This is a genomic window from Streptomyces katrae (assembly GCF_000717655.1).
In the GTDB taxonomy this organism is placed as follows: domain Bacteria; phylum Actinomycetota; class Actinomycetes; order Streptomycetales; family Streptomycetaceae; genus Streptomyces; species Streptomyces katrae_B.
Genome location: NZ_JNZY01000022.1, coordinates 25001 through 40798 on the forward strand (window position 1 = coordinate 25001; position 15798 = coordinate 40798).

14 protein-coding genes are annotated in these 15798 nt (G+C 72.6%); 4 read left to right on the forward strand and 10 right to left on the reverse strand.

Annotated features, from left to right (window positions below; genetic code table 11):
* The first annotated feature begins 11 nt into the window (after nt 1-11).
* Nucleotides 12-1673, forward strand: a complete 1662-nt coding sequence (locus IF09_RS0124540) for a PKD domain-containing protein (protein WP_158710033.1) — start codon at nt 12-14, stop codon at nt 1671-1673.
* Between the two features lie 76 nt (nt 1674-1749).
* On the opposite strand, the gene IF09_RS0124545 is transcribed toward IF09_RS0124540, so the two are convergent.
* Both IF09_RS0124545 and IF09_RS0124550 read right to left on the reverse strand, forming a co-directional pair.
* Nucleotides 1750-2247, reverse strand: coding sequence for a DUF4232 domain-containing protein (locus IF09_RS0124545; protein ID WP_158710034.1), 498 nt, complete (start codon nt 2245-2247; stop codon nt 1750-1752).
* Nucleotides 2248-2485: 238 nt separating this feature from the next.
* Nucleotides 2486-3769: an adenylosuccinate synthase gene (locus IF09_RS0124550; protein WP_030299184.1), complete on the reverse strand. Its 1284-nt coding sequence runs from the start codon at nt 3767-3769 to the stop codon at nt 2486-2488.
* Between the two features lie 184 nt (nt 3770-3953).
* Here IF09_RS0124550 and IF09_RS46390 point away from each other — a divergent pair, with 184 nt between their 5' ends.
* Nucleotides 3954-4748: a diacylglycerol kinase gene (locus tag IF09_RS46390; RefSeq protein ID WP_078613421.1), complete on the forward strand. Its 795-nt coding sequence runs from the start codon at nt 3954-3956 to the stop codon at nt 4746-4748.
* 179 nt (nt 4749-4927) lie between these two features.
* Here the strand turns inward: IF09_RS46390 and IF09_RS0124560 are convergent, their stop codons facing one another.
* Nucleotides 4928-5428: a GbsR/MarR family transcriptional regulator gene (locus IF09_RS0124560; protein WP_030299187.1), complete on the reverse strand. Its 501-nt coding sequence runs from the start codon at nt 5426-5428 to the stop codon at nt 4928-4930.
* A 75-nt stretch (nt 5429-5503) separates the two neighbouring features.
* On the opposite strand from IF09_RS0124560, the gene IF09_RS0124565 reads away from it, so the two are divergent.
* Together IF09_RS0124565 and IF09_RS0124570 are read left to right on the forward strand one after the other, a co-directional pair.
* Nucleotides 5504-6436 (forward strand): ABC transporter ATP-binding protein, encoded by a 933-nt coding sequence (locus IF09_RS0124565; RefSeq protein ID WP_051832826.1) that lies wholly within the window; start codon nt 5504-5506, stop codon nt 6434-6436.
* Nucleotides 6433-8007, forward strand: coding sequence for an ABC transporter permease (locus IF09_RS0124570; protein WP_030299191.1), 1575 nt, complete (start codon nt 6433-6435; stop codon nt 8005-8007). Before IF09_RS0124565 ends, IF09_RS0124570 begins: the two co-directional genes overlap by 4 nt.
* A gap of 17 nt (nt 8008-8024) precedes the next feature.
* Here the strand turns inward: IF09_RS0124570 and IF09_RS0124575 are convergent, their stop codons facing one another.
* The 7 genes from IF09_RS0124575 to IF09_RS0124605 all read right to left on the reverse strand — a co-directional run bounded on the left by IF09_RS0124575 (nt 8025) and on the right by IF09_RS0124605 (nt 15628).
* Entirely contained in the window at nt 8025-9221 is a 1197-nt protein-coding gene (locus IF09_RS0124575; protein WP_030299192.1) for a cytochrome P450, read from the reverse strand.
* 53 nt (nt 9222-9274) lie between these two features.
* Nucleotides 9275-9934: a response regulator gene (locus tag IF09_RS0124580; RefSeq protein ID WP_030299194.1), complete on the reverse strand. Its 660-nt coding sequence runs from the start codon at nt 9932-9934 to the stop codon at nt 9275-9277.
* Nucleotides 9931-11292, reverse strand: a complete 1362-nt coding sequence (locus IF09_RS0124585) for a sensor histidine kinase (protein ID WP_051832828.1) — start codon at nt 11290-11292, stop codon at nt 9931-9933. Before IF09_RS0124585 ends, IF09_RS0124580 begins: the two co-directional genes overlap by 4 nt.
* 87 nt (nt 11293-11379) lie before the next feature.
* Nucleotides 11380-12060 (reverse strand): response regulator, encoded by a 681-nt coding sequence (locus IF09_RS0124590; protein ID WP_030299198.1) that lies wholly within the window; start codon nt 12058-12060, stop codon nt 11380-11382.
* Nucleotides 12057-13382, reverse strand: coding sequence for a sensor histidine kinase (locus IF09_RS0124595; RefSeq protein ID WP_234321131.1), 1326 nt, complete (start codon nt 13380-13382; stop codon nt 12057-12059). Before IF09_RS0124595 ends, IF09_RS0124590 begins: the two co-directional genes overlap by 4 nt.
* Before the next feature lie 10 nt (nt 13383-13392).
* Nucleotides 13393-14622, reverse strand: coding sequence for an acyltransferase family protein (locus IF09_RS0124600; RefSeq protein ID WP_030299201.1), 1230 nt, complete (start codon nt 14620-14622; stop codon nt 13393-13395).
* The gene (locus IF09_RS0124605) at nt 14615-15628 is read right to left on the reverse strand and encodes an alpha/beta hydrolase (protein WP_051832830.1); all 1014 of its coding nucleotides are present in this window, start codon (nt 15626-15628) and stop codon (nt 14615-14617) included. Before IF09_RS0124605 ends, IF09_RS0124600 begins: the two co-directional genes overlap by 8 nt.
* Nucleotides 15629-15798 lie beyond the last annotated feature (170 nt).

Below are 15798 nucleotides of genomic sequence, written 5' to 3' on the forward strand. Positions count from 1 at the left end.
CCGCTGCCCTCGTGGCGGCGGGTGTAGGCCTCGTATCCGGAACGGCCCACGCGGCCGACCCCGTCGCGCCCGCCGCCCGCGCGGCGTCCGCGGCGCCCGGTGCGAACCCGGGCAAGGGCGGGACGCTGCCCGGGGGAAAGACCTTCTCCAGCCCTGCCGACCGTACGGTCCGCACACCGCTGCCCGGACCGGGGGCCGGGGCGGCCACTGCGCGGGCGCAGGACGCGTCGCGTGACGCCTACCTCGCGATCGACCTGGCAGCCACCGCGCCCACCGCGCACTCGATCGACCTGCGGACCCTCGTCACGGGCGAACCCGCCGAGCTCGACATCACCATCGCCTGGGGCGACGGGGCCACGGACCGGCTCACCGCCTCCAGCTCGGGCTCCGACTGGCGGAACACCGAGCACAAGTACGCCAAGGTCGGCGCGTACGCCGTCACGGTCACGGTGAAGGACACCACGAACGGCGTCCAGGCCGTGAACCGGCTCGACTTCGTCACCTCGGGCAGCGAGTACACCCCGCACGCGCCCACCCGGCTGCTGGACACCCGCGCGGGCATCGGCGCCGCGCAGGCCAAGGTCGCGGGGCGGGGCTCGGTGGTCCTGAAGGTCGGGGGCGCCGCGAAGGTCCCCGTCGGGGTCCGCGCAGTGGTCCTCAACGTCACCGCCACCAACGCCACGGGAGCCGGCCACGTCGTGGCCCAGCCCCGCGACTACGGCTTCGACGAGGGGTCGAACCTGAACTACGTCGCGGGGCAGACCGTTGCGAACCAGGTCATCGTGCCGGTCGGCGAGGACGGCTCCGTGCACCTGATCAACGGCGGCTGGGAGTCGGTCGACCTGCTCGCGGACGTCACCGGCTACTTCACGGCGTCGACCGCCAGCGGCTACACCACCCTGGACCCGGTCCGCGCCGTCGACACCCGGGAGGGCCTCGGTACCGCGAAGGGCCAGGTCCCCGGCTACGGCACCTTCGGGGTCGACATCGCCGGGCGCGGTGGCGTACCGAAGGGCGCCACCGCCGTGGCGCTCAACCTGACGGCCACCAATCCCCGGGCGGCCGGACACCTGACCGCGTACCCAGGCGGGCAGGCGGCGCCGTCCACGTCGAGCCTGAACTTCACCGCCGGTCAGACGGTCGCCAACTCGGTGATCGTGCCGATCGGCCCCGACGGGAAGATCACCATCCGCAACGGCAGCTGGGACCGGGCCGACGTGGTGGCCGACGTGGTCGGCTACTACAGCACGGAGAGCAGGTCCGCCCTCGTGTCCATCGCGGGGCCGTACCGGATCATGGACACCCGCAAGGACAGCTGGGGCCGGAAGGCCGGCCCGATCCCGGCCCGTACGTACCTCCCGGTGCAACTCGACGGCGATACGACGAACTCCGACATCGACGGCTGGGTGTTGAACACCACGGTCACCAACACCACCGGGACGGGCTTCCTGTCGGTCGCCGCCGACCCCAATACGTGGCCCGACTACCTGAAGGGCACCGCGGTCACGCCGCAGCGGCCCGTCTCTTCGTCCCTGAACTGGACGGCGGGCGCGACCGTTCCGAACCTGGTGCAGACGTCCGGGGGCAAGGGGGGCATGGTCGACTTCTGGAACCAGGGCTGGCAGGACATCGACCTGATCTTCGACCTGCTCGGCTGGTACCAGACGGTCTGATCCGCCGACGGGTAGGCACAAGGGGCGGTGCGCGGTACGGCGCACCGCCCCTTAGGCCCGCCCGTGCGGCCGGCACTCAGTCCGAAGCTTCCACCGGGCTTATCTCGAACATCCCGCACACCCGCAGGTTGTAGGGGATTTCCACGGCCACGCCGCTGTTCGGCGGGTAGACCTTCACGTAGGCCGACGGCTGCCGGCAGCTCGGTGCACCGGAGCGGGTGTTGGTGCGCATGGTGGCGGTCACCGTGTCGTCGGGGCCGAGGAACACCGTGCTGATCGGCTCGCCGGTGCGGATCGCGGAGGTGCCGATCTGGCGGTGCCGGGCATCCGTGACGCTGACGCCCGGATATCCGCGCAACGCGCAGGTGTGGCCAGTGGTGTTGGTGAACAGGATCGGGTAAGTGACCGACCCCCCGGCGCGTTCAGGCCCGCCGACGGCCAGGTCCAGGTCGGCCACACGGCAAGTGGGGGTCGTCGGCAAGGCTGACGCCTGGGTGGCGCCCAGTGAGGCGCCGGTTGTTGCCAGGAGGGCTGCGGCAGCAAGGGCCGCCGCCCGCGGCAGGACGTTGCTCATGGCAAACTCCTGTGCAGCTGAAGGGAGTTGCCCGCGACTGGCGCGACGTGTGCGCATGCCGTCCGGGGGAGAAGTGCTCGCACCCTCGCGGACGCCTGACCGAGCGGTGCGCTCCCGCGGTTGAACAGCGCGGGCCTGATGGCATCAGTTTACCGGCCGGAGGCTCCCGCGGCCTTCTGGCGGCGGACACGCCGGAGGGGCGGCGCGCCACACGGCGCACCGCCCCTCCGCGGTGCTGCTACAGGAACGAGTTGATCTCGATCGTCTCGGTACGGCCGGGGCCGACGCCGATCGCGGAGATCGGGGCGCCCGACATCTCCTCGAGGGCCTTCACGTACGCCTGGGCGTTCTTCGGGAGGTCCGCGAACGTCTTGGCCTTGGTGATGTCCTCGGACCAGCCGGGGAGGTTTTCGTAGATCGGCTTCGCGTGGTGGAAGTCCGTCTGGGAGTACGGGAGCTCCTCGACGCGCTTGCCGTCGATCTCGTACGCGACGCAGACCGGGATCTGCTCCCAGCCGGTCAGCACGTCCAGCTTGGTGAGGAAGAAGTCCGTCAGACCGTTCACGCGGGTGGCGTACCGGGCGATCGGCGCGTCGAACCAGCCGCAGCGGCGGTCGCGGCCGGTGGTCACGCCGCGCTCGCCGCCGATGCGGCGCAGGTCCTCGCCGTCCTGGTCGAACAGCTCGGTCGGGAACGGGCCGGCGCCGACGCGGGTCGTGTAGGCCTTCAGGATGCCGATGACACGGCTGATCTTCGTCGGGCCCACGCCGGTGCCGGTGCAGGCGCCGCCGGCGGTCGGGTTCGAGGAGGTGACGAAGGGGTACGTGCCGTGGTCTACGTCGAGCAGGGTGCCCTGGCCGCCCTCGAAGAGCACGACCTTGTCCTCGTCGAGCGCGTTGTTGAGGATCAGCGTGGTGTCGGCGACGTACGGCTTGATCTGCTCCGCGTACTGGAGCATCTCCTCCACGATCGCGGCGGCCTCGATGGCGCGGCGGTTGTAGAGCTTCGCGAGGAGCTGGTTCTTGCCCTCGAGCGCCGCTTCGACCTTCTGGGTGAGGATCGACTCGTCGTACAGGTCCTGGACGCGGATGCCGATGCGGTTGATCTTGTCCGCGTACGTCGGGCCGATGCCGCGGCCGGTCGTGCCGATCTTGCGCTTGCCGAGGAAGCGCTCGCCGACCTTGTCGAGGGTGACGTTGTACGGCGTGATCAGGTGCGCGTTACCGCTGATCAGCAGCTTGGAGGTGTCGATGCCGCGCTCGTTCAGACCGCGCAGCTCGGAGAGCAGGACGGCCGGGTCGACGACGACGCCGTTGCCGATGACAGGGGTGCATCCGGGGGAGAGGATGCCGGAAGGGAGAAGGTGCAGCGCGTACTTCTGGTCGCCTACGACGACCGTGTGGCCGGCGTTGTTGCCACCCTGGTAGCGCACCACATAATCAACGGATCCACCGAGCAGGTCGGTGGCCTTTCCCTTGCCCTCGTCACCCCACTGAGCTCCGAGCAGCACAAGAGCGGGCACAGGCGTACACCTCTTCCGGATGGGGCATGTCCAAGGTCAGGGGGCGTACGACGATGTACACCGCAGGCTGAGCCGTCGGACCGGTACCCCGGAATAGACGAAGGCCCTGGCGCAATAGCGCAAGGGCCTCTTGCACAAAGATGCTACCCGAGGAAGGACCGAGGTGTCGGCTCCAGAGCCCACCATGAGCCACGCGGGCGCGCCGGTAGGCGGCCTGCTCGTGCTCGTCGACCCGGTCGCCCGCCGTCTTGACGGCGAGTCCGTGCGGATCGCGAAGGATGTTCTGTCAGCGGGCGCGGCAGCGAAAATCTGCCTCCCGGACTCGCAGGAGGAGTTTGCGCGGGCACTTGCCCGCCGGGGTCATCGGCAGCCGGTGATCGTGGGCGACGACCGGGCGCTGGTCCGGGCCGTGGGGCTGCTGTACCGGGAGCGGAGGCTGGGCGAGGGCGCCCTCTCCCTGGTCCCGGTCGGCCCCGCGGGCTCGCTGGGGCTGGCCCGGTCCCTGGGCGTACCGCTGTCCGCGGTGGCGGCGGCGCGGGCGGTGCTGGACGGGGCCGTGCGGACGCGGGACCTGCTGGTGGACGACAGCGACGGGGTGGTGCTGGGGGATCTGCGGATTCCACCCGTCCGGGCGGTACCGCGGCCGTCCGTCTGGAGTGCGTACCGCTCGCTGGTGCGGACGCTGGTCCCGGCGGGGGCTGCGGCGGGGCACCGGCTGCGGGTGGAGGTGGACGGGCGGGTCCTGGTGGACGTGGACCGGGTGGTGGAGGACCTCCGGGTGGTGCCGGTGTCCTCCGACGGCGTGGCGGAGGTGACGGTCCGAGTGGCCGGCGGGCCTTCGCTGCGGGCGAGGGCGGGTTCGGTGACGGTGTCGGGCTCGGACTTCCGCTACCGGGCGGACGCGCTGGTGGCGGGCCCGGTCCGCCGCCGCACCTGGACCCTCCGCCCGGCGGCCTGGTCCCTGACGCTGCCGCACTGAGGCCGAACCTCAGCCCTGCCCGGCCGCACCCGGCCGAATCCAGCCCCGCCGGCGTTTGAGGTGCGGGTCCCGGCAGAGCCGGGGAAACGGAGAAGGGCGGGGCGGCGAGAGGCTCCTGCGCGCAGCGGGCCCGTTGTCCCCGCCCGGGCCCGCCGCGCGGGGTCCGGGCCGCGGCCCGGCTAAGGCAGGTCCAGGGTGGCCCGGTGGGCGCGCCAGCGGTCCATCATCCCGGTCATCTCACCCTGCAGGAACTCGAAGAACTCCGCCGTCTCCGCCATCCGCACCCCCGCCGGGCTGTCCGCGCCGAGCCCGGCCACCCCGTCGCGCAGCGTCTTCTCGAAGAGGGTCAGCGCCTGGTCCCGCCGGGTGAACGTCTCGTACCAGAGCTCGTTGTGCAGCACGTACCGGTCCCGCCGCGAGCCCGGCTCCCGCTCCCGGCTGACCATGGTCACCTGCGTCAGGTACGCCACGGCCCCCGACACCGCCGCCGGACTGATCTGCAGCGCCTCGCTCAGCTCCGCCGAGGTCATCGATCCGCTGTCGCTCGCGAGCAGCTGCGCGAAGACCCGCGAGGCCATCCGCTGCATTCCCGCCTCGGTCAGCTGCGCGGCGAACCGCTCCACGAAGCGGGAGACCGCCTCGTCGTTCCGTACGCCCTGCGCCCGGGCCTGTACATCCATGTCGTCCGCCACCCTCCTGACTTTATACGTTTTCCTAGCTTCACAAAGTTGTGAAAGTGGCGTACGTTCCGAATCATGACGAAGGCAATCAGGGTCGCCGGACTGCACAAGGCGTTCGGCCGCACCCGCGCACTGGACGGACTCGACCTCTCCGTCGCCACCGGCGAGGTCCACGGCTTCCTCGGCCCCAACGGCGCCGGCAAGTCCACCGCCATCCGGGTCCTGCTGGGCCTGCTGCGCGCCGACTCCGGAACCGCCGAGCTGCTCGGCGGCGACCCCTGGGGCGACGCCGTGGAACTGCACCGCCGCGTCGCCTACGTCCCCGGCGACGTCACCCTGTGGCGCAACCTCTCCGGCGGCGAGGTCATCGACCTGTACGGGCGCCTGCGCGGCGGCCTGGACCGGGCCCGGCGCGCCGAGCTCGTCGAGCGGTTCGAGCTGGACCCCACCAAGAAGGGGCGTACGTACTCCAAGGGCAACCGGCAGAAGGTCGCGCTCGTCGCCGCCTTCGCCTCCGAGGCCGATCTGCTCATCCTCGACGAGCCCACCTCCGGCCTGGACCCGCTGATGGAGGAGGTCTTCCAGGGCTGTGTCGCCGAGGCGCGCGCCGCCGGGCGGACCGTCCTGCTCAGCTCGCACATCCTCAGCGAGGTCGAGACCCTCTGCGACCGGGTCAGCATCATCCGCAAGGGCCGCACGGTGGAGACGGGCACCCTGGCCGACCTGCGGCACCTGACCCGTACGTCGATCAGCGCCGAGCTCGCCGGCCCGCCGAACGGCATCGCGCACCTGCCGGGCGTGTACGACGTGGAGGTCCAGGGGCTGAAGGTCCGCCTCCAGGCCGACACGGACAAGCTGGACGCCGTACTGCGCTCGTTCGCCGAGTCCGGTGTGCGGTCGCTGACCTCGACGCCGCCCACGCTCGAGGAGCTCTTCCTGCGGCACTACGCGGACGACGTGCACGGCAACGGCGGGAGCGGGAACGTGAAGGCGGGCGTGTCGCGATGAAGGACCAACTGGCAGGCACCGGGACGCTGCTGCGGCTCGCGCTCCGCCGCGACGGCGTGATGATGCCGGTCTGGATCTCGGTCGTGGGGATGCTGGTGCTCAGCCTGCCCGCCTCGCTGGAGTCGGTGTACGGGACGGCCGCCGAACGGGCCCGGCTGCTCGGCACGATGAACACCAACGGATCGCTGCGCGCCCTGTACGGGCCGGTCTTCGGCGACTCGGTCGGCGCCCTGACCGCATGGCGCGGCGGGGTCTTCGCCGGCGTGCTCGCCGGGATCATGAGCCTGGCCGTCGTGGTCCGGCACACCCGCGAGGAGGAGGAGACGGGCCGTCAGGAGCTGCTCTCCGCGGCGATGGTGGGACGCCGGGCGCCGCTGACGGCCGCGCTGCTGGCGGCCCTGACGGCCAATGCGCTGGCCGCGCTCCTGGTGGCGGGCGGACTCGCCGGGCGCGGTGCGGGCGGTGCGCTCGCCCTCGGGCTCGGCATCGGCGCCACCGGGATGCTGTTCGCGGCCCTGGCCGCCATCGCGGCGCAGCTTACCGAGAGCGCGCGGCTCGCGAAGGGGCTCACGGGTGCACTGATCGGCGCGGCGTTCGTGCTGCGCGCCGCCGGCGACGCCGGGACCGCCGGCGGTGAGAGCGCGCTGACGTGGCTGTCGCCGCTGGGCTGGCTGGAGCACGTACGGGCCTTCGCGGCCGAACGCTGGTGGGTGCTCGGCCTGTTCGCGGCGGCCGTGGCGGTGCAGGTGGCGGCGGCGTACGCGCTGGCCGGCCGCCGTGACCTCGGCATGAGCTTCCTGCCGGCCCGGCCGGGCCCGGCGGAGGGCCGGCTCGGCAGCGCGGGGGCGCTGGCCTGGCGGCTCCAGCGGGGCGCCCTGATCGGCTGGAGCCTCGGGTTCCTGGCGGCCGGGGTGGTGTTCGGCGGGATGACGGACGGGGCCACGCAGCTGGTCGGTGACAACGAACGGACCCGCGAGATCATCGAGCGGATGGGTGGGCAGAGCGGTATCGCCGATGCCTTCCTCGCGACGATGGCCGGGATGCTCGGCATGGTCGCCGCCCTGTACATCGTCTCGGCGGTGCTGCGGCTGAGCGGCGAGGAGTCGGGGCAGCGCGCCGAACCGCTGCTCGCGAACGCGGTCGGCCGGCTGCGGTGGGCCGGCGGCCACCTGGCCGTGGCCTTCGGCGGCTCGGCGCTGATCCTGCTGCTGGCGGGGCTGGGGCTCGGCGTCGGGCACGGCCAGGACGTGGGCGCGGCGGTGGGCGCCTGCCTGGCCCAACTCCCGGCGGTGTGGGTGATCGGCGCCCTCGCGGCCCTCCTGCACGGCGCCGCCCCGAAGTGCGCGGTGGCCGCCTGGGCGGTGGCCGGGGCCGCGCTGACGCTGGGCTGGTTCGGCCCGGCGCTGAACCTCCCGCAGGCCGTCCTGAACCTCTCGCCCTTCGCCCACCTGCCCAAGCTGCCGGGCGCGGAAGCCCTGGCCTGGGCTCCGATGCTGCTGCTGACCGCGCTGGCGGCGGCCCTGCTGGCGGCCGGCCTGACGGCACTCCGCCGCCGCGACCTGGCCGCGTAGGGGGTGCCCGTCAGGACTCAGAACTCCACGAGGAGTTCTTCCAGACCGCGGATGACGTATCCGTCCCGCCACCGGGGCTCTCGTACGAGCTTCAGGGGCGGGACGCCGTCCGCCAGCAGGGCCCCGAACGAGGCGGTCAGCTCGCGCCGCGCGAGCGGAGCGCCCAGGCAGTAGTGGATCCCGGCCCCGAAGCTCAGATGCGGATTGTCGGCCCGTACGAGGTCCAGGGCGTCGGGGTCGTCGAACCGGGCGGGATCCCGGTTCGCGGATCCGAAGAGCAGCGCGACCTCGGCTCCGCGGGGGATGACCGTGTCACCGATCCGGATGTCGTCCAGCACCCAGCGCTCGAACATCTGCAGGGGTGTGTCGTAACGCATGAGTTCATCCACAGCTGTGGACAACTTTTCGGAATCGAGCGAGGCGCGCTGCTCGGGGTGCCGGAAAAGGGTCCACCAGCCGTTGACGGTCGTGTTCACGGTGGCCTCGTGGCCGGCGTTCAGCAGGAGCACGCAGGTGGAGATCATCTCCTGCTCGCTGAGCCGGCCCTCCTCATCGTGGGCGGCGATCAGCCCGGAGATCAAATCCTCGCCGGGCTCCTTGCGCCGCTCCGCGATCAGCTCGCGCAGATAGGCGCTGAACTCCACGCTCGCCCGTACCGCCCGCTGCGCGGTGTCCTCGTCCGGCCGGAGCTCGTACATCCCGCAGATGTCCGCCGACCAGGGCCGCAGCAGCGGCCGATCGGCCTCGGGCACCCCGAGCAGCTCGGCGATCACCGCCACGGGCAGCGGCTCGGCGACGACGGTGAGCAGGTCCCCGCCCCCGTCGGCCAGGAGCTGCCCGACGAGCTGCCGGGCGAGCCGGTCCACGGCCGGAGCGAGCTGCTCCACGGTCCGCGGCGTGAACGCCTTGGACACCAGCCGCCGCACGCGTGCGTGCGCGGGATCCTCCAGGTCCAGCAGGCCGTTCCCGTTGAGGACGTGGAAGGGTTCGTGCTCGGGGGGCGGAGCCTCGCGCCCGAACTCCTCGTGGGAGAACCGGTGCAGGTAGGTCCGGCCCAGCCGGCGGTCGCGCAGCAGCGCACTCACGTCGGCATGGTGCGGCACCAGCCACTGCCCGGTGGCCTCGAACCACAGGGCACGGCCCTGCTCGCGGAGCTCCCGGTAGGCGGGGTACGGATCGGCGACAAACGCGGCGTCCCACGGATCAAAGCCCATCCCCGAAGCCTAGGACGTCCCCGCGCACGAGGTGTGACCCGTCGTCATGTCGCCTACGCCGGAGTCACCAGCCGGGTCTCGTAGGCGAAGACCGCGGCCTGGGTGCGGTCGCGCAGACCCAGCTTCACCAGGATCCGGCTCACGTGCGTCTTGATCGTGGACTCCGCGACGATGAGGCGGTCCGCTATCTCCGCGTTGGACAGCCCCTGCGCGATCAGCACCAGCACCTCCGTCTCCCGCTCCGTCAGTTCCCCGATCGCTGCCGGATCCACGAGCTTCGGCGGGGTCGAGAGCTTCGAGAACTCGAGGATCAGCCGCTTGGTGACCGTGGGCGCCAGCAGCGCCTCACCGGACGCCACCACCCGCACCCCGTCGGCCAGCTGCCGGGCCGAGGCGTCCTTGAGCAGGAACCCGGATGCCCCGGCCCGCAGGGCCTGGTACACGTACTCGTCGAGGTCGAAGGTCGTCAGGACCAGCACCTTCGCATCCGTCTCGGAGGCCACGATCTCCCGGGTCGCCTCCAGCCCGTTCATCACCGGCATCCGGACGTCCATCAGGACCACGTCCGGCTGCAGCGCCGCCACCTGGGCGATGGCCTCGCGGCCGTCCACCGCCTCGCCGACCACCTCGATGCCGTCCATCGCGTTCAGCAGGACGGAGAAGCCCTCCCGGACCATCATCTGATCGTCGACGATCAGGACCCTGATCGTCATGCCGACCGCCCCGACTCGTGCCCCGATTCGTGCGCCGGCTCCTGCGCACCGTCCTGCCGTCCGCGCGCCGGTATGAACACCGCCACCTCGTACCCGCCCGCCGCGGTCGCCCCGGCCGTCATCTCCCCCTCCAGCATGGCCACCCGCTCCCGCATCCCGGTGATCCCGTGCCCGGCGCCCGGCGAGGGCCGCACGTCCCCGGTCGCCGCCGCATTGACGACCCGTATGCCCAACCCGCCCAGCACGTACGAGACCTCGACCGAGGCGGCCGCCCCCGGCGCATGGCGCAGGGTGTTGCTCAGCGCCTCCTGGATGATCCGGTACGCCGACAGCTCGACGCCCGGCGGCAGCTCCCGCACCGCACCCGTGACCGTCTTCTCCACGCTCAGCCCGGCCTCCCGCACATTGGCCAGCAGCCCGTCCAGCGAGGCCAGCGTCGGCTGCGGGGCGTCCGGCGCCTCGTAGTCCGCGGAGCGCACCACACCCAGCACCCGGCGCAGTTCCGTCAGCGCCGCCACCGCGTTCTCGCGGATGGTGACGAACGCCGCCTCCAGCTCCGGCGGCGGATTCTTCACCCGGTACGGCGCGGCCTCCGCCTGGATCGCCACCACCGACATGTGATGGGCCACCACGTCGTGCAGCTCCCGCGCGATCGTCGTCCGCTCCTCCAGCAGCGTCCGCCGGTCCCGCTCGACGGCCGTCACCTCCTGCTGCGCACTGACCTCCTGCTCCGCCTCCCGGCGGATGTTGCGGACGGTGACCACCAGCAGGGAGACCGCCAGGAGGAAGGCCATCGGCATGATCTCGACGGGCTCCCCCCGCCCGAGCACGACCGGAATCGCGAGCCCGATCCCCAGGGTGATCAGCCACATCCAGCCGGCCGCCCGGGGCCTGGTGCGCATCGCCGCGATGGTCACCGTGATGAAGTAGGAGGCGAAGGCACCCGGCGACCAGGGCCACACGTCGTTGTTGGAGCCGACCACCGCGAGCACCCCGGTGACGACCGCGGCCGCCCAGAACGCCCCCACCGGCCGCACCAGGGTCATCAGCACCGGCGTGGCCGCGATCAGCCCCATCACGAGCGAGCTGCTCGGCGCGACGAACTCGCCGGAGCTGGTGGACGTGAGCATCACCACGAAAAACGCCAGGAAACCCACGACCGCATGCGGCAGATGGGCCAGCGACGGCCGTATCCGCTCCGGCAGCCGCCGCGTCACCGGCCCGTCGGTGCGCATCTGCGGCAGCGGCCGGTACGCGAAGGCGTCCGTGATCAGATCCCGGCGCAGGCTCTGGAACAGGCCGGAGGCCATCCGGAACTCGGGTGTCCGGGGGGTCGCCCGGGAGGTCGTCTCGGTCATGCACACACCGTAGGTCGGCCGCCCCCTCGTCCGCGTCGCCGCTGAAGGGGATATCCCCGCCTCCCTCTCAGGTACTACCCCGGCTACTCAGTAGCCCGTCGGACGGACCAGACCCGTCTCGTACGCGAACACCGCGGCCTGGGTGCGGTCCCGCAGGCCCAGCTTCACCAGGATCCGCCCCACATGGGTCTTCACGGTCTGCTCGGCCACGACCAGGTGCCCGGCGATCTCCGCGTTGGACAGGCCCTGCGCGATCAGCGACAGCACCTCGGTCTCCCGCTCGGTCAGCTCGTCGATCCGCGCCTTCGAGGGCGCCCGCGGCGCCCCCATCCGGGAGAACTCCGTGATCAGCCGCTTGGTGATGTTCGGCGAGAGCAGCGCCTCGCCGGCCGCCACCACCCGGACCGCCTCGGCGAGCTGGTCGGCCGACGCGTCCTTCAGGAGGAACCCGGAGGCCCCGGCGCGCAGCGCCTCGTACACGTACTCGTCGAGGTCGAAGGTGGTCAGCACCAGCACCTTGACGGTGGCGTCCGGGGCGGCCGTGATGACCGAGGTCGCCTCGATGCCGCCCATCCCGGGCATGCGGATGTCCATCAGGACCACGTCCGGGCCGAGTGCGGCGACCTTCGCCACCGCATCGGCCCCGTCCACGGCCTGGCCGACGACCTCGATGTCGGGCTGGGCGTTGAGGAGGACGGTGAAGCCCTGCCGGACCATCATCTGGTCGTCGGCGATCATCACCCTGATCGGGTCGGCCGGAGTGCTCATGCTTCCTGTTCGTCCTTCTTCGTCTCGGGATCCATGGGGAGCACGGCGCTCACCTCGTACCCGCCACCGGGGCGCGGACCGGAGGCGAGCTCGCCCCCCAGCATGCCCGCCCGCTCCCGCATCCCCAGCAGACCGTGCCCGGCGCCGGGCGAGGGCGGGGCGGGCCGGGTCGGTGCGCTGTTGGCGATGCACAGGTGCAGCTCGCGCGGCCCGTACGCGATGCCGACCTCCACCCGCGAACCGGGCGCATGGCGCAGGCAGTTGCTCAGCGCCTCCTGCACGATCCGGTACGCGGTGAGCTCGACGCCCGGGGCGAGCGGCCGCCGGATGCCCGCGATCTCGGTGGTGACGGCCAGCCCGGCGCTGCGGACGTTGTCCACCAAGCCGTCCAGTTCGGCGAGGGTGGGCTGCGGATGGTGCGGGTTCGCCGGATCGTCCGGCTGCTCGGAGCGCAGCACGCCCAGCACCCGGCGCAGTTCCGTCAACGCCTCAAGGGCGTTCTCCCGGATGCCGGCCAGGTTCTCCTTGAGCTCATCGGAGGGGTTCTCCACCAGGTGCGGGGCGACCTGCGCCTGGATGGAGATCACCGACATGTGGTGGGCGACGACGTCGTGCAGCTCGCGGGCGATCCGGTTGCGCTCCTCCAGCAGGGTGCGCTGGGCGCGCTCCTCCTCGGTGAGCGTTTCCTGCTCGACGAGCTTCCCGCGGGCCAGGCGCGTGGCCCGCAGGGCGTACCCGAGCAGCCCGACGAACCCGAACAGGAGGAGAGCGGCGATGGCGCCGCTCTGGCTGTGCTCCGGCTTGAAGAGCAGTTCGGCCAGACCGGTCAGCGCGATGGGAACGGCGATCGCGGCGACGGTCACCCGGGGCGGCACCCGCAGGGCCACCAGCAGCAGCACCGGCGCGAACGCGACGACCCCGGCCGGCATCCAGGGCCAGGTCTGGCCCTGGCCGACGTTGTCGTGGACCGACCAGGCGATCAAGCCCGCGGCGAGCAGGCCGAGCCACCAGCCCGCCATCGGGCGGAACATCGCGAGCACGATGGCCACGCCGGTCAGGATCGCCGCCAGCAGCGGGGTGCCGCCCTTGTCGTGATAGTGGTCGCCCATCTGCTCCGCGGTGAGGAACCCGAAGAAGACGGCGGCGTAGATCACCACCGCGTGGGGCAGCCGGGCCAGCCAGCGCGGCCGGGACATCCTGGGCAGCGGATCCCGCTCGAGGGTGAGCAGGTCGTGGGCCAGGGTCCCGAGGAGCCTCCCCCGGGGCGCGCGGGCTGTGCCGGTCACCGGTTGCGCGGCCGACGGCTCGCTCTGCTCGTTCACGCCGTCCAGCCTAGGCATGGTTGATCACCTCCTCGGAGGCCACCCGGGACCGGGGCGCCGTCCGGGGGCCCGGAACCGTCCGGGAGCCCGTGACCGGGCGGGAGGAGGTGCTCCGCTTCGGCCGCCTGGCCTGCTCGTACGTACGGAACGCGGCCCAGCAGACGCCCAGCGCGGCGGCGAACACCGGTAGCCACAGCAGCCGGGCGGCTATCCACTGCGCGGAGTCGGGCACGGTGTGCAGCCCGGGCAGATCGGCGGGGGCCAGCAGCCCCAGGGCGGTGACGGCCATCATCGCGGTCTGGTGCCACAGGAAGACCGTCATCGCGGAGAGGTTCATCAGGGCCACCTTCGCCCAGGCCCCGGGCCTCCGCATGGCCCGGTCCAGCGGCCCGCGGAGCAGCAGGGCCAGCCCGCACTGGGCCAGGCCGAACGCGACGGCGGCCAGCGTGGGCGGGTTCAGGTTCGATATCGGGGCGCCGGGGACACCGACCATGGACGCCGGATACCCGCCCCACAGCACGAGCCCGAAGGTGGCGGCCGCGCCCCCGCCGAACAGCAGCGCGGCCGGGGTGCGGCGGGCGAACGCCCCGCGGGACCAGGCGGCGCCCAGGGTGTATGGGACGAGCCAGCCGGCGGCGACATTGACCCCGCCGATCCACTCCGGCCCGCCGAGGCCGAACCGCCACACGTCCACGCCCGCCACCACCGCCAGCGGCCACAGCGGACTGAGCCGGGCCACGAGCGGGGTGGCGGCGGTGAGCACGGCGAAGACGAGGAGGAACCAGAGGGGGGAGAGGACGAGCTTGACCAGCGTCTGGACGGTGCTCAGCTCCGCCCCGCCGAGCAGCATCCCGCCCGCCGTGACGGCCCAGAGGGCGAGCACCGCGGCGACCGGCCGGAACAGCCGGGACAGCCGCTGCCCGACCCACGCCCCGTACGGGATCCCGCGCTCGCGCGCCGAGGCATGGCCGCGGGCGGCGACATGGCCGCCGACCAGGAAGAACACGGCCAGCGTCTGGAACAGCCAGGACACCGGCGCCAGCCAGGGCAGACGGGCCAGCGGACTGGTGGTGCTCAGGCCGCCGTCGGCGGTGGTCAGGGCGGTCACCAGCCAGTGGCCCAGCACCACGCCGAGGATGGCGAAGGCCCGCAGCGCGTCCACCGTGCGGTCCCGGTCGAGCGGTGTGCCGGCGTCGATGCGGTCCGCGAGGACGGACCAGCGGGCGCGGAGCTTACGCACGGGGTACCTCCGGGGTGGTCGGGGCGGCGGTGGCCAAGGCGATGCGGGTCAGGCTGTCGAGGGACGGGGTGCCGGGCTTGAGGTAGTCGCTGTGCCCGCCGGGGCCGGCGTCGAAGGGCCGGGCTCCGAAGGCGGGGTCGACGGGGTCCGTGCCGAAGCCGACCCCGCCCAGGCGGACATGGGGGACGTGGCCGATCCAGTCGGCCCCGCCCCGCCCGGCCCAGACCCGGGCGCCGGTCGGCAGCGCGGCGGCGGATCCGGCGCCCGTGCCCGGACTGCCGAACAGGGCGATGTCGGTGACCTGGGGGCCGGTGCCGGTGCGGGCGCAGACCACGGAGCCGTACGAGTGGCACAGCAGCGAGAACCGGGCACCGGGGGCGGCGGCCTGCCCCAAACGATCGAGGAAGGGGGCCAGTTCGGCGGCGGCCACGTCCGCCCGGTCCGCGGTCAGGACGGTCGTGCTGACCGTGCCCGGGGTGTCGTACCCGAGCCAGGCGACCACGGCGGAGCGCGGGTGCTCGGCCCGGAGGCGCTGCTGCAGGGCGACCGCCCCGGCACGGAACCTCTGGTAGGTGTCCAGCGTGGTGTCGGAACCGGGCACCAGGACGGCGACCCGGTCGGCGGTCTCCAGATCGCCGAGCACCTCGACGGCCCGCCCCTTGCCGCGGCCGTCGAAGACGAGGAACCGGGCCGTCCCGTCGGCCTCCATGGCGCGCAGCTTCGCGGCGCGGCCCGTGCGGCCGGCGTCCTGCGCCATGCGGGCCGCCTCGGCGAGGGTGGCGCGGTTGCCGGCGTACCGGTCCCGGAGAGCGGTGTGCTCGGCGAAGGCGGCGGGCGCGGGTGCGGGGACATCGGGAGAGGCGGCGGCGGACACGGGGAGCACGACGGCCGCGGCGACGAGGCCGGCCAGCAGGGTGCGAAGCAGCCGGCCGCGGGGGCGTCCGGCACGGCCGCCTTCGGGGCGACCTGCGGTGCGTCCTGCGCGGCGTCCTGCGGGGCGGTTCATGGCGGGTCCCTTTTCCTTCGCTCGGTCCAGAGGGGCCGTACTCGCGAGGGGGCTGACCTCGCGTCTTCTCTGGTTCCGAAGTTAGGAATTGAGGGGCATCGTCGGCGTCCCGCTGGGGAGCGGCCTTTGCGGATAGCTCTCAGGTATGACAGGGGAAACCTGAGAGCCAC